Below are 17442 nucleotides of genomic sequence, written 5' to 3' on the forward strand. Positions count from 1 at the left end.
CTAGCAGTATGTGTTTGGCTAGGCCTGGAAAACCGCCTCGCTCATGCAATCAATAAAGGCGCGCAGCTTGGGCGACAGGTTGCGGCTGGCAGGCCAGACAATCCACAGTGGCACGGTGTTATGGGTGCATTCATCCAGAATGGTTTGCAGCCGTCCGCTGCTTAAATGCTCGCCCACGGTGAAATCTGGCAGGCAAGCGATGCCTTGCCCTTGTAAGGTCAGATGCACCCGCATTTCCACGCTATTGCAGACCAGTGTGCGGGGCAGCTCGGGTACGTCCTGAGTTTCGGAAATTGGCCATTGTTCCAGCCGCCCGGTATTGGGGAAGCGGTAGTGCAGGCAGGCATGGTGTTGCAGATCTTTGGCGTGCAAGGGGCGACCATGCTCTTGTAGATATTCGGGGGAGGCAGCCAGGACGCGACGGAACGTGCACAGACGGCGGCGCATCAGGCCTGAATCACTCAAGGCACTGGCACGGATGGCGGCATCAAAACCTTCGCCAATCACATCGACCAGACGGTCAGAAAAGTCCAGATCCAGTTCCACGGCCGGATAACGCTGCATGAAGTGGCTGATGGCCTGCTGAAACAGGCCGCTGTAGCGCGGCAAGCTGATTCGCAAGGTGCCACGCGGCATTTCACTGGCTTGGGACATTTCCAGTTCTGCCGCCTCGATTTCACTCAAGATGCGTCTGCATCGCTCCAGAAAAACCTTGCCGTCGGCAGTCAGGGCCAGAGTGCGGGTGCTGCGGTGAAACAGGCGCACTTTCAGCCGCTCTTCCAGGCGGGCGATGGACTTGCCTACTGTGGAGGGCGACAGGCCGGATTCGCGGGCCACGGCCGAAAAGCTCAGGCGTTCCGCCACGCGTACGAACAGGCCGATATTGCTCAGGTTTTCCATCATGGTGCCGACTTTATTTAAGAATTTATTTCCTAAGTATTAATAACTGTAGTGTATTTTTCTTTGATGGGGTGACGCTTAAGCTCCTGAAATCGACCCCGATCATGCGGGTATTTCACGCCGTGTTCATTTCTGTTGGGCACGCACGCTTTAGCAGTCAATGAGAACCATGCTTTCCTCTTCTTCATCGCCGGCCATGCGTCGGCTGCAATTATTGTCAGCCTGTTTAACGGCTTTATTGATCCCCTTGTGCTTCACCGGCCCGGCAGTGGTGCTGTCGGCCATCAGTGCAGAGTTAGGTGGTAGTGCCGCCCAGCTGAGCTGGATCATGAACGCGTACATCCTGAGTTACGGCGGTGCCATGATGGTGTCAGGCAGCCTGACGGACATTTACGGCCAGCGCCGCATCTGGCTGATTGGCATGCTGTGGTTTTGCGCCTTTACCATTGCCATTCCTTTCATGCCCTCCGTGTTCTGGATTGATATTTTGCGCATGATGCAGGGCCTGGGCGGTGCCGCCGCTTTTGCCGCTGCCATGTCCTCCCTGGCTCCCTTGTTTGAAGGACGTGCACGGGCGCGGGCGTTCAGCTTGTTAGGCACGTCTTTCGGGCTGGGGCTGTCTTTTGGTCCCTGGTTTTTCGGCTGGATTGTGGAGGCGCTGCAATGGCAAGGCGTGTTCTACGCGACCGGGGCTATTGGCGTGGTCGGTTTGTTGCTGGTTCTGATCAGTACCAAGCCCAGTCAGGGCGGCTCGCAGGGTGCATTGGACTGGCCGGGTGCCATCAGCTTTACGCTGGCTTTGGGCCTGTTTACTTATGGCATGTTGCTGATCCCGGAACGGGGCTGGTCCGATAGCTGGGTGCTGTCCACCCTGCTGGCGTTTGTTGTCGCCTTTGTGGGCTTTGTCTGCATAGAGCGCCGCGTTACGCAGCCCATGATTGATTTGAGTTTCTTTCGTGACCCCGGCTTTGTGGGTGTGCAGGCTTTGGCTGCAGCCCCTGCATTCCTGTTCATCGTGCTGATTGTGTTGTTGCCCGGTCGCTTTATGGGTATTGATGGTTACGGTGCATTGCAGGCCGGGCAGATGATGGTTTGGCTGGCTGCGCCTTTGTTGATCGTGCCTTTTGTGGCGGCCTTGCTGACTCGCTGGCTATCGGCAGGCACCTTGTCCAGCCTGGGTTTGCTTCTGGTGGCCGTGGGTTTATGGACTCTGGCTGAAGGCTTTGAGGCAGGTGGCGGTCCAGCCCTGCATCTGCCTTTATTGCTGATCGGCGTGGGTATCGGTTTGCCCTGGGGCTTGATGGACGGGATGGCGGTCAGTGTGGTCAGCCCGGATCGGGTTGGAATGGCGACGGGTATCTTCAATACGGTGCGAATCTCTGCGGATGGTGTGGCCATTGCCGTGGTCAGCGTGCTGCTGGCTACCTTGATTCAGCAGCACCTGAGTGTAGGCAGCACTACGTTTACACAAGCAGCGGTTCTGGAAGCGGCCAGTCGGGCGGCTTTGGGTGAATTGCAGTTGGCCGCGCAACAGCTGCCTGGTTTGGAAGCGCAATTGACTGCCAGTTATGCCGCTTCATTTTTGACGGTGCTGCATGCGCTGGCAGGCCTGGCGGCCTTGATTGCCGGTCTGCTCTTTGTCTTGTTGCGACAGCCCAAGCACGCTTTGCAAACGGCCTAGAAGACACCGCGTGCGCTGCACGCGATGCCCAAGGTGGACGGGCCCCAAACGCCTGGGTCAGGTATCCAGGTTTTGGGGGCCGTTCTACACCCACAGCAGCGGTGTGGGCGTGGGTTACGACGGGTGTTCAGGCCTGTTGTTTGGGCAAGGACAACCATTCTTCAGCAGTAATGCGGCTGATGTGTTCAGTCCGGTAGTCCTGCAGGAACTGGTTGTACTTGTTTTCCTCGGTGTGATGATGGCGAAAGCCACACTTGGTTTGCGCAATCTGCGATTGGGCATTGTTGGCAAAGTAGCCGCACCACAGTGCTTTCAGCTTCAGCGTTTCAAAAGCGTGTCGCATCACTTCGCGCATGGCCTCGGGGATCAAGCCCTGGCCCCAGTAGGGCACGCCAATCCAATAGGCAATTTCGCCTTCTTCTTCGCCGATCTCGAAGTTGCTGTTCTTGCCGATCAGGATGCCGATGCAACCGACAGCTCGGCCATTAACTTTGTGCTCGACGGCATACACTTCGGGCATATTGAAAACTGTGCGGATAATTTCGGCACTTTCCTCAACGCTGGTATGCACCGGCCAACCTGCAATCGGGCCAACTCGCTCATCTTTGGCGTATTCGTACAAGTCCTTGGCATCGGTGTCCTGCCAGGGGCGTAAAATAAGTCTTTCTGTTTGAAGTGTCATGTTCTTTACTCACCATTCAGCAGAAAACAGAATAGAAGCTGGCTGGTTTGGCGAACAGAGCAGGACCTTGGTAGTTTCGGTACTTTTAGCAAGTCCTGTCGGTTGCCGGGCCATGAAGGGCAGAGGAACACCATGCATCAGATTCCACAACTATTCAGCGCCAAAGATAGCTGGCTGACAGGCCAGACCACGCTGGCTGAAGGCGTGGGAATGCCTTTGTCTTTCGGTCATGCCTATATGACCTTGATGATCTGCCTGTCGGGTCGTGCTTTGGTGAGCTTGAACTTCAAGGATCAGGTCGTACGGGCCCATGATGTGCTGGTGCTGGCCGAAGATACGATTACCTTGCTGAGACGGCGCTCACGCGGTTTCAAGGTGTTTTTTCTGTTGATGCCCAAGAACCTGGCGTCAGAAGTGGCTTATCAGCTGCCTAATTCCTTGTTCGTGTTCCTGCACGACAATCCGCGGTGTGTGCCTCCGCAGAGAGATCGAGCTTTACTGGCGGCCTGGTTGCTGCAACTGCACGAGATTGTGCAGACCAGCACGCTGCATCAGCACATCATGCTGCGTAATCAGCTGCAGAATTTCTTTCTACATATTGCCCAGCAGATTCCGTCCGAGTATCAGGGCGGCCAGCCGTTCAGCCGTCAGGAAATGATCAGCTGGCGGTTTTGGGAACTGGTTGGCCAGCAATGCCGGCAGCACAGAGAGGTGAAGTTTTATGCCGATGCGCTCAACATCACCCCGTTTTATCTGTCCCAGCTGAGCAAACAGTTTTTTAACGACAGCCCCAAGGCCTTGATCGACAGGCAAGTGGTTCTGGAGATCAAGGCGCTGCTTTCCTACAGCCAGCTGGCGATCGGGCAGATTGCTGATCAGCTGAATTTTGAGGATCCCTCTTATCTGTGCCGGTACTTCAAGCGCCATACAGGCTTGTCGTTGACCCGCTATCGCCAGCATGAGCAGGCTCGTTCCGGTGTGCTTGGCAAGTGATCAGCTCAAGGGTTAGTGATGCCAGGTCAATGCGACAAGAAAATGGCGATGGTGTATGACTCAGGAGGCCAGAAGCCTGTGCGCCTGATCGATGCGTTTGGGAGTCAAACTCTAGGCAGAGCAGATTTACGGCTCACATCTTGCCAGTGAATTTGTAGCGATCCCCTGGATGCCACAGCCTGGCGTGAGTTGTGAACTGCTCGCTGGAAAAAGTGCGGCGGTCCATCACCAGACAGGGTTGCTGCTCTTTCATGTGCAGGGCCTGCGCGATTCCGGCGGGCGGCACCAGCACTTCAATGCTGTAAAAGCCGGTTGGCAAGGGGGCAACGCGCACCAAGTACTCATTAGGCGTGATCTGGCTCCAGTCCTGCTCCATGTAATCCGGCGCCATTTGCGCGTCCACCAGACGATCTTCGTACTGGATAGGCAAGCCGTTTTCGGCATGAACAATAATGGAGTGAAACAGCGCTGCGCCCGGTGCAATGCCATATAGCCGCGCTTGAGCCGGGCTGGCCTGCAGCCGCTCCATGCTCAGCACCTGACAGCTGTGTTGGTGGCCGCGCTCCCGTATGTCTTGCGCGATGCTGCGTATCTCGATCAGGGTGGACTGGAATTTGGGCTGCGCGACGTAGGTGCCCGAGCCTTTGATGCGGACCAGCAGCTCATCATTCGTCAACTCCCGCAGCGCGCGGTTGACCGTCATGCGCGACACGCCAAATTGTTCGCATAAAGCCAGTTCAGTGGGGATCAGATCACCTTCACGCCATTGGCCGGACTGGATCTTCTCCAGCACAAAATTCTTGATTTGCAGGTAGGCGGGCATGCTTGGTTCAGTTGACGAATGACTCGTCTGGGGGACATCCATTTTTATGCTTTCCTGTAGGACGTGTTCACACTCAAAAGAGTTTCGCGCAGGCCAGATCTGAGGTCGTGCACCAGGCCGCGAGTGATGCCTTCCCATGTTCGCATTCACGGGCTTATGCAAGGCTCTCTTTTATATGTATAGACAACTTGGAAAAATGACTATACATTGGCATGAGCTTACAAGAAAACCGTTGTTTTGTCGGCGCCAGGACCTGCCCTTCGGGTGTGGAAACAGCCTGCCAGATAGAACCAGCGCGTATCCAGAGACACCTCAGATGGAGGACATCACCATGCCTGATCATCACACTTTGGCGGCCAGCCACGATCCCCGTTTCGATCCTGCGCGGCAGATTCATGCCCCTACGGGTACTCAGCTCAGCTGCAAGAACTGGGTGGCGGAAGCTGCGTACCGCATGATTCAGAACAACCTGGACCCGGCCGTGGCCGAGAACCCCCAGCATCTGGTGGTGTACGGCGGCATCGGGCGTGCAGCCCGGAACTGGGAATGCTATGACCAGATTCTGGCCAGCCTGCGCCAGTTGGAGGATGACCAGACCTTGCTGATTCAGTCCGGCAAGCCGGTGGGTGTGTTCCGTACTCATAGCGATGCGCCGCGTGTGCTGCTGGCCAACTCGAATCTGGTGCCCAAATGGGCTACCTGGGAGAAGTTTCACGAGCTGGATCAGGCCGGTTTGTTCATGTATGGGCAGATGACGGCGGGTAGCTGGATCTACATTGGTAGCCAGGGCATTGTGCAAGGCACGTACGAGACTTTTGCTGAAGCAGGTCGTCAGCATTTTGGTGGTTCGCTGGCCGGGCGCTGGATTCTGACTGCTGGTCTGGGCGGCATGGGCGGCGCACAGCCTTTGGCGGCGACCTTTGCCGGTGCGGTATCGCTGACGATTGAATGCAAGCAAAGCAGTATCGACTTCCGTTTGCAGACCCGTTATCTGGATAAACAGGCGCGGGATCTGGATCATGCGCTGGAGTTGATTGCCCAACACACGGCCGCCAAGGAAGCGGTGTCGATTGGCTTGCTGGGTAATGCTGCCGATGTACTGCCTGAACTGGTGCGACGTGCCCAAGCGGGTGGTTTGAAACCTGATCTGGTGACGGACCAGACCTCTGCCCACGATCTGCTCAATGGCTATTTGCCGTCAGGCTGGACGGTGGAACAGTGGCAGGCGGCGCAGAAAGACCCGGCCCAACACGCCCGCATTCAACAAGCGGCTGCCAAGTCTTGCGCAGTTCATGTACAAGCCATGCTGGATTTCCAGAAAATGGATATTCCGGTTGTGGACTACGGCAATAACATTCGCCAAGTTGCGTTTGATGAAGGCGTGGCCAATGCCTTCGATTTCCCTGGCTTTGTGCCTGCCTACATTCGCCCCTTGTTTTGCGAGGGCAAAGGCCCGTTCCGTTGGGTGGCCTTGTCAGGCGACCCGGAGGACATCTACAAAACCGATCAAAAAATCAAAGAGCTGTTCCCTGACAATCAGCACGTGCATCGCTGGCTGGACATGGCGCAGGAACGCATTGCTTTCCAGGGCTTACCTTCACGAATTTGCTGGCTGGGACTGGGCGAGCGTCACCGCGCTGGTCTGGCCTTTAACGAAATGGTGCGTAAGGGCGAGCTGAAAGCGCCCATTGTGATTGGCCGCGACCACTTGGATACAGGCTCGGTGGCCAGCCCCAACCGCGAAACTGAAAGCATGCGTGATGGCACGGATGCCGTGTCGGACTGGCCTTTGTTGAATGCCTTGTTGAATACCGCCGGCGGGGCCAGCTGGGTTTCGCTGCACCACGGGGGCGGGGTGGGCATGGGCTACAGCCAGCATGCTGGCATGGTGATTGTGGCCGACGGTAGCGAGCAGGCTGCGGCCCGTCTGGAGCGGGTCTTGATTAACGATTGCGCCAGTGGTGTGATGCGTCATGCGGATGCCGGCTACGAGCTGGCGATTCAAACGGCCAAGAATTTCGGGCTGACATTGCCCATGATCAAGTAAGAAAAACAGGACAGATAAATGAGCAAGAGTATCGAGCTTTCTCCCGGCGCACTGACTTTGGCACAGCTGCGCCAAATCTGGCAGGAACCGACTGTTCTGACTCTGCCACCAGAGGCGATCGGGGCCATGGATGCGTCCTCGGCCATTGTGGCCAAGATCATCCGCGAAGGTAATCCGGCTTATGGCATCAATACCGGCTTTGGCAAGCTGGCTCAGCAACGCATTCCCGACCACGATCTGGAGCAACTGCAAAAGAACCTGATTCTGTCGCACTCCGTGGGAGTGGGCGAGCCGGTGTCCGATGCGGTTGCCCGCTTGATCATGGCCATGAAAATAGCTAGCTTGGCGCGCGGCTTTTCGGGCATACGTTCGCATGTGGTCACGACCTTGCTGGATATTCTGAATGCAGGCGTGGTGCCTTTCATTCCGTCCAAGGGTTCCGTGGGCGCATCGGGTGATCTGGCGCCCTTGTCGCACATGACCTTGACGCTGATCGGGGAAGGACAGGCCAAGTGGCAGGGCGAATGGATGCCAGCCCAGCAGGCGTTGGCCAAGGCGGGTATCACTCCCATTGTGCTGGCTGCCAAGGAAGGCTTGGCGCTGATCAATGGCACGCAAGTGTCTACGGCTCTGGCCCTGAACGGCCTGTTCCGCACCCAGATCTTGTTCCGCAATGCGATTCTGGCTGGTGCCTTGAGTGTGGACGCCGCCAAAGGCAGTGATGCACCTTTTGATGCGCGCATCCATGAGGTCCGTGGACAGCCGGGGCAAATTTATGCGGCTCGCCTGTACCGGGAGCTGCTGGCTGGCAGCCAGATTCGTCAGTCGCATCGCGACAATGACAACAAGGTGCAGGACCCCTACAGCTTGCGCTGTCAGCCCCAGGTCATGGGTGCGATTCAGGATCTGATCACACAGAACGAACGCAGCCTGCTGACGGAAGCCAATGCTGTTACGGATAACCCGCTGGTGTTTCCCGGCAAGAATGGCGAGCCGGATCAGGTGATTTCCGGAGGCAACTTCCACGCCGAGCCGGTGGCGTTCGCTGCCGATGGCTTGGCTCTGGCGATTGCTGAAATTGGTGCCTTGGCAGAGCGTCGAGTCGCTTTGTTGATTGATGCCAGCATCTCTGGCTTGCCACCGTTCCTGGTGCCTTCTGCGGGTTTGAATTCGGGCTTCATGATTGCCCATGTGACCGCGGCGGCTCTGGCTTCGGAAAACAAGTCGCTGGCACATCCTGCCAGTGTGGATAGCCTGCCTACTTCGGCTAATCAGGAAGACCACGTCAGCATGGCAACCTTTGCAGCGCGCCGTCTGGAAGACATGGCACAGAACACGGCCGCGATTGTGGCAATTGAATTGCTGTGCGCGGCACAAGGCATTGATTTTCATGCGCCTTTGCTGACTTCCGAGCGCTTGAAAAAGGTGCAAGACGCGATTCGCCAGGCCGTGCCTTTTTACGATCAGGACCGTTACTTGGCTCCCGATATCGAGGCCCTGAAAGCCTTGGTGCTGGATGAGAGCCTGGCGGCGACGGCGGCTGATCTTTTCTAGTTTTCATGAAGTACTGCTGATTGTTTTTGTCTCCACGAACTTGTCCCTGGCCTGGATCACCAAGCCGGGGATTTTTTTGCTTCACGACGACCCCAGCATTGCATTTCTCTGGACTACGCCCTGCTGACATAAGTCCACGGTGAACACGTCGGCTGCTGCGTCCCCTACGTAGGCAGGCACGGTATCTGTTATCGAGCGACGGCCTGTATTGCCAACTGAGGCGTGCCAATCAAGATGGATATAAAGCTCACAAGTCACATGGCTGTAGCGGTGTGTATGCGCTATGTTCACAAGGAGGATAAGCCTGCGTGGGATGCGACTGAGTTGATGGCGAAACGGCTGCTCCACAGTGAGAGATTGATAAGTGTATCCGATACGGGTATAGTGTGGAGGTCGATATGACGCGCGTTCTCAAGCGCAAAGACTTTGCGCGATGGCAGGCGGCGGAGAAGCTGCCCGATATTGCCTTGTGCAAGGCAGTTCAGGAGATGGAAAGCGGTCTGATCGATGTGGACTTGGGTGGTGCCTTATACAAGAAGCGGGTAGCTCGTCCGGGTGGTGGCAAAAGCGGCGGCTATCGCAGCTTGCTTTCGGCCAGAATAGGTAGCCGTTATGTGTTCCTGCATGGGTTCTCCAAGAGCGACAAGGGGAACATCACGTCGGATGAAAAGAAAGCGCTGCAATTTGTAGGGAAGGTGTTCCTGGGCTTGTCGCCTGAAGCCTTGTTGAATGCATTGCAGGCTGACGTCTTATTGGAGGTGCATTGTGAGCAAGATCATCAAATCGCTACGCGGCGACCTGGAGGCGCTCCAGGAGGCAGGAGCGATCGGCAAGGTGACGATGCGCGAGTTTGACGCAATTTGTCCACCGCCAGTTCGGGAGTTCGATGCGGCCGACATCAAACGGCTGCGGGAAGGCTTGAAGTTCAGCCAGCCGGTATTTGCGCTTTATTTGCATACTACGGCATCGACCATACGCAAGTGGGAGCAAGGTGAAACCCATCCCACTGGCCCGGCACTCAAGCTGCTGAATATCATTGCCGACAAGGGCTTACAGGCCATCATTTGATTTTTTTGTACCTAAGCCTTGTTCAGTAGACTGCTCAATGTTTTTTTATAAGCCGCAAATGCCGCCTCTTCCTGAGGATGATGGCCCTCTGTCACACAGGCCTTACCACTGACGAATACATCACGAATCGGGTTGGCGTGGGCGCGTTCGGAAAAGACCAGAGCCGACAGCCAATGCTGCTTATCCAGCCCCGCCAGACTGGGGTGCTCCAGGTCAATCACCATTAAATCTGCCTGATGACCGGGGCTTAGTTGCCCGCTGGCTCGACCGGACGCCTGTGCGCCACCACGTGCGCAGGTGTCAAACAAGTAGTCCGCGACGAAAGGTTGTTGGGACGAAGTCAGCACATTGCGTTGCTGGCTGGTCAATCGTTGACCATATTCCAGCAAGCGCAGTTCGGCGCGCCAGTCTACGCAAATATGGCTGTCTGAACCTAGGCCCATACGTCCTTGCTCCGCCAGAAAGGCGGCGGCAGGGAACAGGCCATCACCCAGATTCGCCTCGGTGGTTGGGCACAAGCCTGCTACGGCACCGCTGCGGGCAATTTGCTTGCGCTCCTGCTCGTCAATATGAGTGGCGTGGACCAGGCACCAGCGTTCGTCCACATTGAAGTTGTCATAGAGATAGGCCACCGGACTGCTGCCTTTGATGTCCCGGCAGGCCAGCACTTCGGCTATCTGCTCGGCAATGTGGATGTGAATCGGGTGGCGTGACGGCAGGCTGTGCAGGCCGTCGATCAAGGTACTGATGGAGCCGACGTTGGCGGCGCGCAGGGAGTGGGGCGCAACACCGTAACGCCGGTCAGCATTCAAGGGATGGCTGTTGTGCAGGGACTCCAGCAGGTACAGCAACTGTGTAGGGCTATTCAGAAAGCGCTGTTGATCCTGACGCGGCGCCTTGCTGCCGAAATCACTGTATTGGTACAGCACGGGCAGCATGGTAATGGCCAGACCGCTGGCGCTGGCCGCTTCCATGACGCCTTGGGCCAGTAGGCCTATGGGCGTGTAATTCTGACCGTCGCGCTGGTGATGCAGATAATGGAACTCGCACACGCTGGTGTAGCCTGCTTTCAGCATCTGTATATAGAGCCATTGAGCAATGGCCTGCATGTGCTCGGGCTCCAGGCGGGCAGCGAAGCGGTACATCAGGTCGCGCCAGCTCCAGAAGCTGTCCTGGCCTTGCCCCCGGAATTCAGTCAGCCCGGCCATGGCACTTTGAAAAGCATGTGAATGCAGATTGGGCATGCCCGGCAGTACGGCACCTTGCGCTGTGTGGACGGAACCCGCCGCGTCTATGGCCTGCTGACTGGCTTCGGGCAGAACGTCTGTCAGTGTGCCGTCCTGGTCCCAGCGCAGCAGTACATTCGCTTGCCACTGGCCGTCCAGATAGGCCCAAGGGGCCCAGAGCGCTTCATGTTTTCGTAGGATGCTCATGATCATTCCTTGCGCAGGTCACGGCTGATTGTGCCTTGGTATACGACCAGGGCGCAGCGTGGCAGGCCCAGCCAGTAGACCAGTTCGGGCAGGGAGTCTATGTCCCAAGCGACAAAGTCGGCGCGGGATCCGATGCTGAGTTCACCACGGATGTCAGGGGCACCCAAGGCCTGAGCAGCATGGCGGGTGACGCCTGCCAGGGCTTCGGGGACAGTCAGTCTGAAAAGCGTGCTGCCCATGTTCAGCATCAGTAATAGGGATGCACAGGGGGAGGTGCCAGGGTTGCTGTCAGTGGACAGGGCCATCGGCACGCCGTGTTTGCGCAGCAGTTCAATCGGGGGTAACTGGGTTTCGCGTAGAAAGTAGTAGGCGCCGGGCAGCAGCACGGCCACGGTTCCGGCTTTTTTCATGGCGATGACGCCTGCTTCATCCAGGTATTCCAGATGGTCGGTGGACAGCGCCTGGTAGCGGGTCGCCATTTCCGTGCCGCCCAGATTGGAGAGCTGCTCGGCGTGCATTTTGACGGGCAAGCCCAGCGCTTGGGCCGCTTTCAGAACGCGTTCGGACTGCTTCAGGTCGAAGGCAATACGCTCGCAAAAGACGTCAACCGCGTCGATCAGTCCTTCTTGTGCCAGAGTGGGCAGCATTTGATCACAGACCAGATCCAGGTAGGCATCGGTTTGCCCGGCAAATTCAGGGGGCAGGGCATGGGCACCTAAAAAGGTGGTGCGCACCGTGACCGGGCGCAGCTCGCCCAGACGGCGGGCGACACGCAGCATTTTGCGCTCGCTCTCCAGATTCAGACCGTAGCCGGATTTGATTTCAATCGCGGTGACGCCTTCGTCCAGCAAGGCATCCAGTCGGCGCAGGGCTTGGGCCAGCAGTTGGTCCTCGCTCAGGGAGCGCGTCGCTTTGACGGAGGACACAATGCCGCCACCCTGACGGGCGATTTCTTCATAGGAGGCCCCTGCCAGCCGCAAGGCAAATTCCTGGGCGCGGTTGTCGCCGTAGACCAGATGGGTGTGGCAGTCGATCAGCCCGGGGGTGACCCAGCGGTTTCCCAGCTTGTGTTCTTGAGTGGCGTCTTGCCACTGCGCAGGCAGGTCATGACGTGGGCCCATCCAGGCGATACGGTCCGCCTGTACAACCAGGCAGGCATCTTCGATGACGTACTCGGGGTCGGCGGTGGGGGCCAGGCGTAAATCGGTCCAAAGTGTGTAGCTCATCATTTCATTCCGTGGGAGCGATATAGACGTAGACCAGCGGGGCATCAGCAGGGTCGGCCTGCAGTTGCAGGGACAAGGGGGCGGGTGTGCTGCCTGTCAGGGCTTGCCCGGCGCCCAGGGTCCAGCTGTGTGTGTCGGCCTGGAGTTGATAGCCGCCTTGCGGTGCGTACAGAAAATGCGTACCAGCGGCCAATTTCATGGAGTCGTTCCGTCCTTGCCATGCGTGCAAGCTGCCTTGGGCTCGGCCCCGGCGCAGCATCAGGTTCAAGTCCTGTGTCGGACCGAGTGGTAACAAACAGGCCATCTTGTCCTCGCCGGCGAAGGCGTAGGGCTGGAATGGATGCAGCACATGGACGTGTTGGTCGTGAATCAGCTGCATGTTGTCGCCCTCGATCAACATGATGTGTCGGTCTATGCCGGGGAAACGGGAAAAATCGCCGGAGGTCTGGACCTGGGCCAGGCTGATGCGCCAGTCAAAGTGCTCATAGTCGGAATGTTCGGGATGGCACAGCACCTCGCGCGTGGTGCCGCCACCGTTTTTCCACGGCTGCGCGGGCAGGCTGCTGATGTTTAGCAGACGAAGCAAAGTGGCAGGGTGGGGCTGGCTCATGGTGGCATGGCTCCGGGCGGATTTTCAATTGTATATACAATAGCTGAGTATAGACAAAGTGCGACGATCGTCTTGAAGGGCAGGCTGTTTTTTCAGGGTAAATCCCGAGCACAAACCCTTGAGCTACTTGCGCTGCAAGCCGCTTGGTGGCAAGGTATACGCTAATAAACCCGAGTCATAATTCATTCAAAGGTGCAGGATGCCTGGTTTTTTCGGCATCCTGCGTTATTTATTGCAAGCTAGAAAGTTTGCATATGAAGTATTTAATCGTTCTTCTTCAGGACTTCCCCGAATCATGGATACCCTCTCGCAGTCTTTTACCTTTTCCCAACGTGCCCAGAAACTGAGTGGCTCCGCAATTCGTGAAATTCTCAAGGTCACTGCGCGTCCTGAGATTATTTCCTTTGCGGGCGGTCTGCCCACTCCAGTCGGCTTTCCTGTCGAGGAAATGCAAAGCGCGTTCAACAAGGTACTGAGCGAGCAGGGCCGTGTGGCACTGCAATACACCACGACGGAAGGCTATCTGCCCCTGCGCCAATGGCTGGCAGAGCAAATGAGCGCCGAAGGTGCTCCTGTGGACGCCGACGAAATCCTGCTGGTGAACGGTTCGCAGCAAGCCCTGGACATGCTGGGCAAGCTGTTCATTGATGAAGGCAGCAAGGTGCTGGTGGAGTCGCCCACTTATCTGGGCGCTTTGCAGGCTTTGTCTGTGTACGATCCCTCTTTCGTGGCTATTCCTACCGATGGCCAGGGCATGATCCCCGAGTACGTGTCGGCTCCTGAAGCCATGGGTGCCCGTCTGCTGTACGCACTGCCCAACTTCCAGAACCCTACCGGCCTGCGCCTGCCTCTGGAGCGTCGTCAGGATCTGGTAGAGCGATGTGCGGCTGCGCATATCCCGATCGTCGAGGACGATCCCTACGGCGAACTGCGTTACGCCGGCGAGCGTCTGCCCAGCCTGCTGTCCTTGGGCCGCAAAGCCGGTGCTACCGTGATACGCCTGGGTACCTTCTCCAAAGTGCTGGCTCCTGGCCTGCGTCTGGGCTACATCGTGGCTCCCGCCAAGATCATCGACAAACTGGTGCAGATCAAGCAGGCCACGGACTTGCATACCTCCACACTGACACAGATGGCTGTTTACGAAGCCGTCCATAACGGTTTCCTGGAAAAGCACCTGCCCAAAGTGCGCGATATTTACCAGAAACAGTGCGCCATCATGCTGGACGCCATGGACAAGAACTTCCCGACGACGGCTCAATGGACCCGTCCTGAAGGCGGCATGTTCATTTGGGTGACCTTGCCCGAGCATGTGGATGCGACGGTCCTGCTGCAAAAAGCCATTGAGAACCTGGTGGCCTTTGTTCCGGGCGAACCTTTCTACGCCGGCAAGGACGTCAAGCGCAACACCCTGCGCCTGAGCTTTGCCACCGTGCCCGAGGAAAAAATTCGCGAAGGCATCGCCATCTTGGGTAAACTCATCAAGGAAGCCTGATCGTCGTTTGGCAGGCAAGGGACGCAGACTGATGGGTCTGCGTCTTTTCATGCGCTGGCCTGGCCAGCGCTGTGGTTTTCAGCGCCGGCCATTGCGTTTTGCTTGCTCCCAGAGCATGAACAGGTTCCTGGAATCCACCGCATACCCTCTGCCAGAGGGTATGCCTGTTTTCAGTCTATGGCTTGAGGCCTGGATTTAGGTTTTACCTCTATGACATCTCCATCCGCTTCGGAATCTTCCCCGCGTCCCGATCTGTCCGATATGCGCCCCAACAATGACTGGGTGGCCCGCTATTTGCCAGCGTCCTGGGGGCCGTATGCCCGTTTGTGTCGGCTGGATCGGCCTGTAGGCACCTGGCTGACCCTTTTGCCCGCTCTGGCCGCTCTGGTGCAGGCAGCGGACGGTATTCCTACCCTGTGGCGTTTGGTGATCTTTTCTCTGGGCGCCTTGTTGATGCGCGGTATTGGCTGCTGCTTTAACGATATGGCGGACCGTAATTTCGACCATCAGGTTGAACGTACCCGTTTCCGGCCCTTGACCAGTGGCCAGATCACCATGCGTCAGGCGGTGATCTTCGTGCTGGCGCAAATGGCCGTGTGTGCCTTGCTGCTGCTGGCTATCAATGAGTACAGCCGTTGGCTGGCACTGGCCCTGTTCCCGATCGTGATGATTTACCCCCTGTGCAAGCGTTTTACCTACTGGCCGCAAGTGGTTCTGGGTATCTGCTTTAACTGGGGCATGTTGATGGCCTGGTCCGATACGCAGAACATGGTGCCTTTTGGCGCCATCCTGATGTGGGTGGGCGCGATTTTGTGGCAGGTGGGCTACGACTCCATCTATGCCTATATCGACATGGCTGACGATACCAAGCTGGGCCTGCACTCCACGGCTCTGCGTTTCCGCGATGCAGGCAAAACCTGGATTAGCGGTTTTTACATCGCCGCCATGGCCTGCTGGCTGGTGGGCGGTTTTCTGCTGAACGAGCGGATTTTGTATTACGTGGTGATGGCCGTCATCGGCATTCATCTGCTGTGGCAGATGCGGCAGTTTGACGTGCGCTATCCCGAACGAGGCCTGCGCCTTTTCCGTGCCAACATCTGGGTTGGTGTGTTGCTGGTGGTGGCCGCTTTGGCTGGCACGATCAGCCTGGCTTGATCTGCATTCAAGCAATTTACGTAAAGCTTTAAAGGTTTGAAGAATGGCCTCTCCTCTTGAGTATGTCGCAACGGCGCTATTTGCCATTGCCATCGTCCACACCTTCTCGGTTCCGGTATTCGCCCGCCTGGCCAATAAAGGCGGCAGCCACGCGGGGCTGTGGCACATGTTGTCCGAGGTCGAGGCCGTGTTTGGCGTCTGGGCCTGTGTGCTGGTGGCCTATATGGCCGTTTTTGTGGATTTGCAGTCCGCTATCGAGTATCTGGAAACCCGCAACTTCACCGAACCCATGTTTGTGTTCGCGATCATGGTGGTTGCTGCCAGCCGTCCGATTCTGGAATTGGTGAACAAGACGGTGTCGGTGCTGGCGCGTGTCGTGCCCGTGTCTGACAAGATTTCCACCTACTTCATCACTATTTCGGTAGTGCCTCTGGCCGGTTCCCTGATTACCGAGCCTGCTGCCATGACGTTGGCGGCGCTGCTGTTGCACAAAGCCTATTTCCGTCACCAAGGCCATGCCGGTTTCAAGTATTTAACCGTGGGCGTGCTGTTTGTGAACGTCTCTATTGGTGGCGTGCTGACTGCCTATGCAGCCCCTCCGGTCTTGATGGTGGCCAGCACCTTTGGCTGGGACACCGCCTTTATGGCGACGCATTTTGGTTGGCGTGCTGTGATGGCCGTCTTGATCAATGCCACCCTGGTCACCCTGGTTTGCCGTAAAGCCTTGATGGAAATGGGACAGGGCATGCCTGAAACAAAACAGGCACAGCGTACAGTGCCCATTACCGTCATGGCCATTCACGTGGCTTTCCTGGTGGCGATTGTGCTGGGCGCGCATCACCCCATTGTGTTCATGGCCCTGCTGATGCTGTTTATTGGCTACGCCCACTCCTACAAGCATTACCAGAACCCCTTGCTGGTGCGTGAAGGCCTGATGGTTGGCTTCTTCCTGGCCGGTCTGGTGGTCCTGGGCGGTCTGCAAAAGTGGTGGCTGCAGGATCTGCTGGGCGGCTTGTCGCCCACCGTGCTGTTCTGGGGGGCGACGGCCTTGACGGCAGTAACGGATAACGCGGCGCTGACCTATCTGGGCTCTCTGGTGGAAGGCACCTCGGATATCTGGCGCTATATGCTGGTGGCCGGTGCGGTTACGGGCGGTGGTCTGACCGTGATTGCCAACGCGCCCAACCCCGCCGGCTTCTCCATTCTGAAAGGCAGCTTCCCGGATGGTGCGATCTCGCCTCTGCGTTTGCTGCTCAGTGCCATGGTGCCAACCCTGGTCGCAGCCTGCATGTTTTTGATCTGAACCGGATGGCCGCCAGGGGCGGCTTGTCTAGCCGGGGCGAAGTTCAGTGCGATTGAACGCCAAAAGGGCTAAAATCACGGCAGAAGCGCCCCTGGGAACCCTTTGCGGTTGCTGATTGAGCGGGTCTCCGGCTTGAAATTTGCTGGTTTCGACCCTACTTATTTGTATCTCGAAGTTTGTTTCGGCTTTTTGTTAGGATGAGTCGTGCCTATCTATGCGTATAAATGCAGCTCGTGCCAATACGAAAAAGATGTGCTGCAAAAAATGTCGGACCCCGTTTTGGAGGTTTGTCCAGAATGTAACCAGCCTACCTTTACCAAACAGGTAACGGCGGCCGGATTTCAGCTCAAGGGTACGGGCTGGTATGTAACGGATTTTCGTAACCAGGGTGGCAGCAAGCCCGCGGACAGTGGCGCTACGTCCACACCCGCGCCTGCGGCGACATCTGGTTCCTCATCGTCCAGCTAACACCACT

The 17442-nt window shown here is 57.2% G+C and carries 15 protein-coding genes and 1 pseudogene; 10 read left to right on the forward strand and 6 right to left on the reverse strand.

Going from position 1 to position 17442, the window contains the following annotated elements; translation table 11 throughout:
- Positions 1–18 precede the first annotated feature (18 nt).
- Complete coding sequence (locus ACFPDR_RS00430) at positions 19–900, reverse strand: LysR family transcriptional regulator (RefSeq protein WP_060185575.1); 882 nt, start codon at positions 898–900, stop codon at positions 19–21.
- 169 nt (positions 901–1069) lie between these two features.
- Between ACFPDR_RS00430 and ACFPDR_RS00435 the strand changes: the two genes are divergently transcribed.
- Complete coding sequence (locus tag ACFPDR_RS00435; RefSeq protein WP_250756296.1) at positions 1070–2581, forward strand: MFS transporter; 1512 nt, start codon at positions 1070–1072, stop codon at positions 2579–2581.
- Positions 2582–2708: 127 nt separating this feature from the next.
- Here ACFPDR_RS00435 and ACFPDR_RS00440 read toward each other — a convergent pair whose 3' ends face one another.
- Positions 2709–3263, reverse strand: coding sequence for a GNAT family N-acetyltransferase (locus ACFPDR_RS00440; protein WP_324576758.1), 555 nt, complete (start codon positions 3261–3263; stop codon positions 2709–2711).
- A 132-nt stretch (positions 3264–3395) separates the two neighbouring features.
- Between ACFPDR_RS00440 and ACFPDR_RS00445 the strand changes: the two genes are divergently transcribed.
- Positions 3396–4256: an AraC family transcriptional regulator gene (locus ACFPDR_RS00445; protein ID WP_250756294.1), complete on the forward strand. Its 861-nt coding sequence runs from the start codon at positions 3396–3398 to the stop codon at positions 4254–4256.
- A gap of 133 nt (positions 4257–4389) precedes the next feature.
- Here ACFPDR_RS00445 and hutC read toward each other — a convergent pair whose 3' ends face one another.
- Positions 4390–5079: a histidine utilization repressor gene (gene hutC, locus ACFPDR_RS00450; protein WP_230940569.1), complete on the reverse strand. Its 690-nt coding sequence runs from the start codon at positions 5077–5079 to the stop codon at positions 4390–4392.
- Positions 5080–5395: 316 nt separating this feature from the next.
- On the opposite strand from hutC, the gene hutU reads away from it, so the two are divergent.
- The 4 genes and pseudogenes from hutU to ACFPDR_RS00470 all read left to right on the forward strand — a co-directional run bounded on the left by hutU (position 5396) and on the right by ACFPDR_RS00470 (position 9748).
- Complete coding sequence (hutU, locus tag ACFPDR_RS00455; protein ID WP_088451778.1) at positions 5396–7126, forward strand: urocanate hydratase; 1731 nt, start codon at positions 5396–5398, stop codon at positions 7124–7126.
- 18 nt (positions 7127–7144) lie between these two features.
- Positions 7145–8680 carry a histidine ammonia-lyase gene (hutH, locus tag ACFPDR_RS00460; protein ID WP_137430513.1) on the forward strand — a complete coding sequence of 512 codons (1536 nt, stop codon included), beginning with the start codon at positions 7145–7147 and terminating at the stop codon, positions 8678–8680.
- A gap of 398 nt (positions 8681–9078) precedes the next feature.
- A pseudogene (locus ACFPDR_RS00465) lies at positions 9079–9459 on the forward strand (type II toxin-antitoxin system RelE/ParE family toxin); the annotation flags it as partial.
- Complete coding sequence (locus ACFPDR_RS00470; RefSeq protein ID WP_239054869.1) at positions 9446–9748, forward strand: helix-turn-helix domain-containing protein; 303 nt, start codon at positions 9446–9448, stop codon at positions 9746–9748. The pseudogene ACFPDR_RS00465 and the gene ACFPDR_RS00470, both read left to right, overlap by 14 nt.
- An 11-nt stretch (positions 9749–9759) precedes the next feature.
- On the opposite strand, the gene ACFPDR_RS00475 is transcribed toward ACFPDR_RS00470, so the two are convergent.
- The 3 genes from ACFPDR_RS00475 to ACFPDR_RS00485 are packed head-to-tail and all read right to left on the reverse strand — an operon-like array spanning position 9760 to position 13017.
- On the reverse strand, positions 9760–11181 hold the full coding sequence (locus tag ACFPDR_RS00475) for a formimidoylglutamate deiminase (RefSeq protein WP_376910169.1): 1422 nt from the start codon (positions 11179–11181) through the stop codon (positions 9760–9762).
- Between the two features lie 2 nt (positions 11182–11183).
- Complete coding sequence (hutI, locus tag ACFPDR_RS00480; RefSeq protein WP_376910170.1) at positions 11184–12407, reverse strand: imidazolonepropionase; 1224 nt, start codon at positions 12405–12407, stop codon at positions 11184–11186.
- Positions 12408–12411: 4 nt separating this feature from the next.
- Complete coding sequence (locus tag ACFPDR_RS00485) at positions 12412–13017, reverse strand: HutD family protein (protein ID WP_226348185.1); 606 nt, start codon at positions 13015–13017, stop codon at positions 12412–12414.
- Positions 13018–13312: 295 nt separating this feature from the next.
- Here ACFPDR_RS00485 and ACFPDR_RS00490 point away from each other — a divergent pair, with 295 nt between their 5' ends.
- The 4 genes from ACFPDR_RS00490 to ACFPDR_RS00505 all read left to right on the forward strand — a co-directional run bounded on the left by ACFPDR_RS00490 (position 13313) and on the right by ACFPDR_RS00505 (position 17435).
- Positions 13313–14509, forward strand: a complete 1197-nt coding sequence (locus ACFPDR_RS00490; protein WP_035269711.1) for a PLP-dependent aminotransferase family protein — start codon at positions 13313–13315, stop codon at positions 14507–14509.
- Between the two features lie 210 nt (positions 14510–14719).
- On the forward strand, positions 14720–15664 hold the full coding sequence (ubiA, locus tag ACFPDR_RS00495) for a 4-hydroxybenzoate octaprenyltransferase (RefSeq protein WP_035269713.1): 945 nt from the start codon (positions 14720–14722) through the stop codon (positions 15662–15664).
- 43 nt (positions 15665–15707) lie between these two features.
- A complete protein-coding gene (locus tag ACFPDR_RS00500) occupies positions 15708–16967 on the forward strand; it encodes a putative Na+/H+ antiporter (protein ID WP_376910173.1) in 1260 nt (419 codons plus the stop codon).
- Positions 16968–17171: 204 nt separating this feature from the next.
- Positions 17172–17435 carry an FmdB family zinc ribbon protein gene (locus ACFPDR_RS00505; RefSeq protein ID WP_083054982.1) on the forward strand — a complete coding sequence of 88 codons (264 nt, stop codon included), beginning with the start codon at positions 17172–17174 and terminating at the stop codon, positions 17433–17435.
- Positions 17436–17442 lie beyond the last annotated feature (7 nt).

Origin of the sequence: Alcaligenes sp. GCM10023179 (assembly GCF_042653705.1) — a bacterium.
Lineage (GTDB): Bacteria > Pseudomonadota > Gammaproteobacteria > Burkholderiales > Burkholderiaceae_B > Alcaligenes > Alcaligenes phenolicus.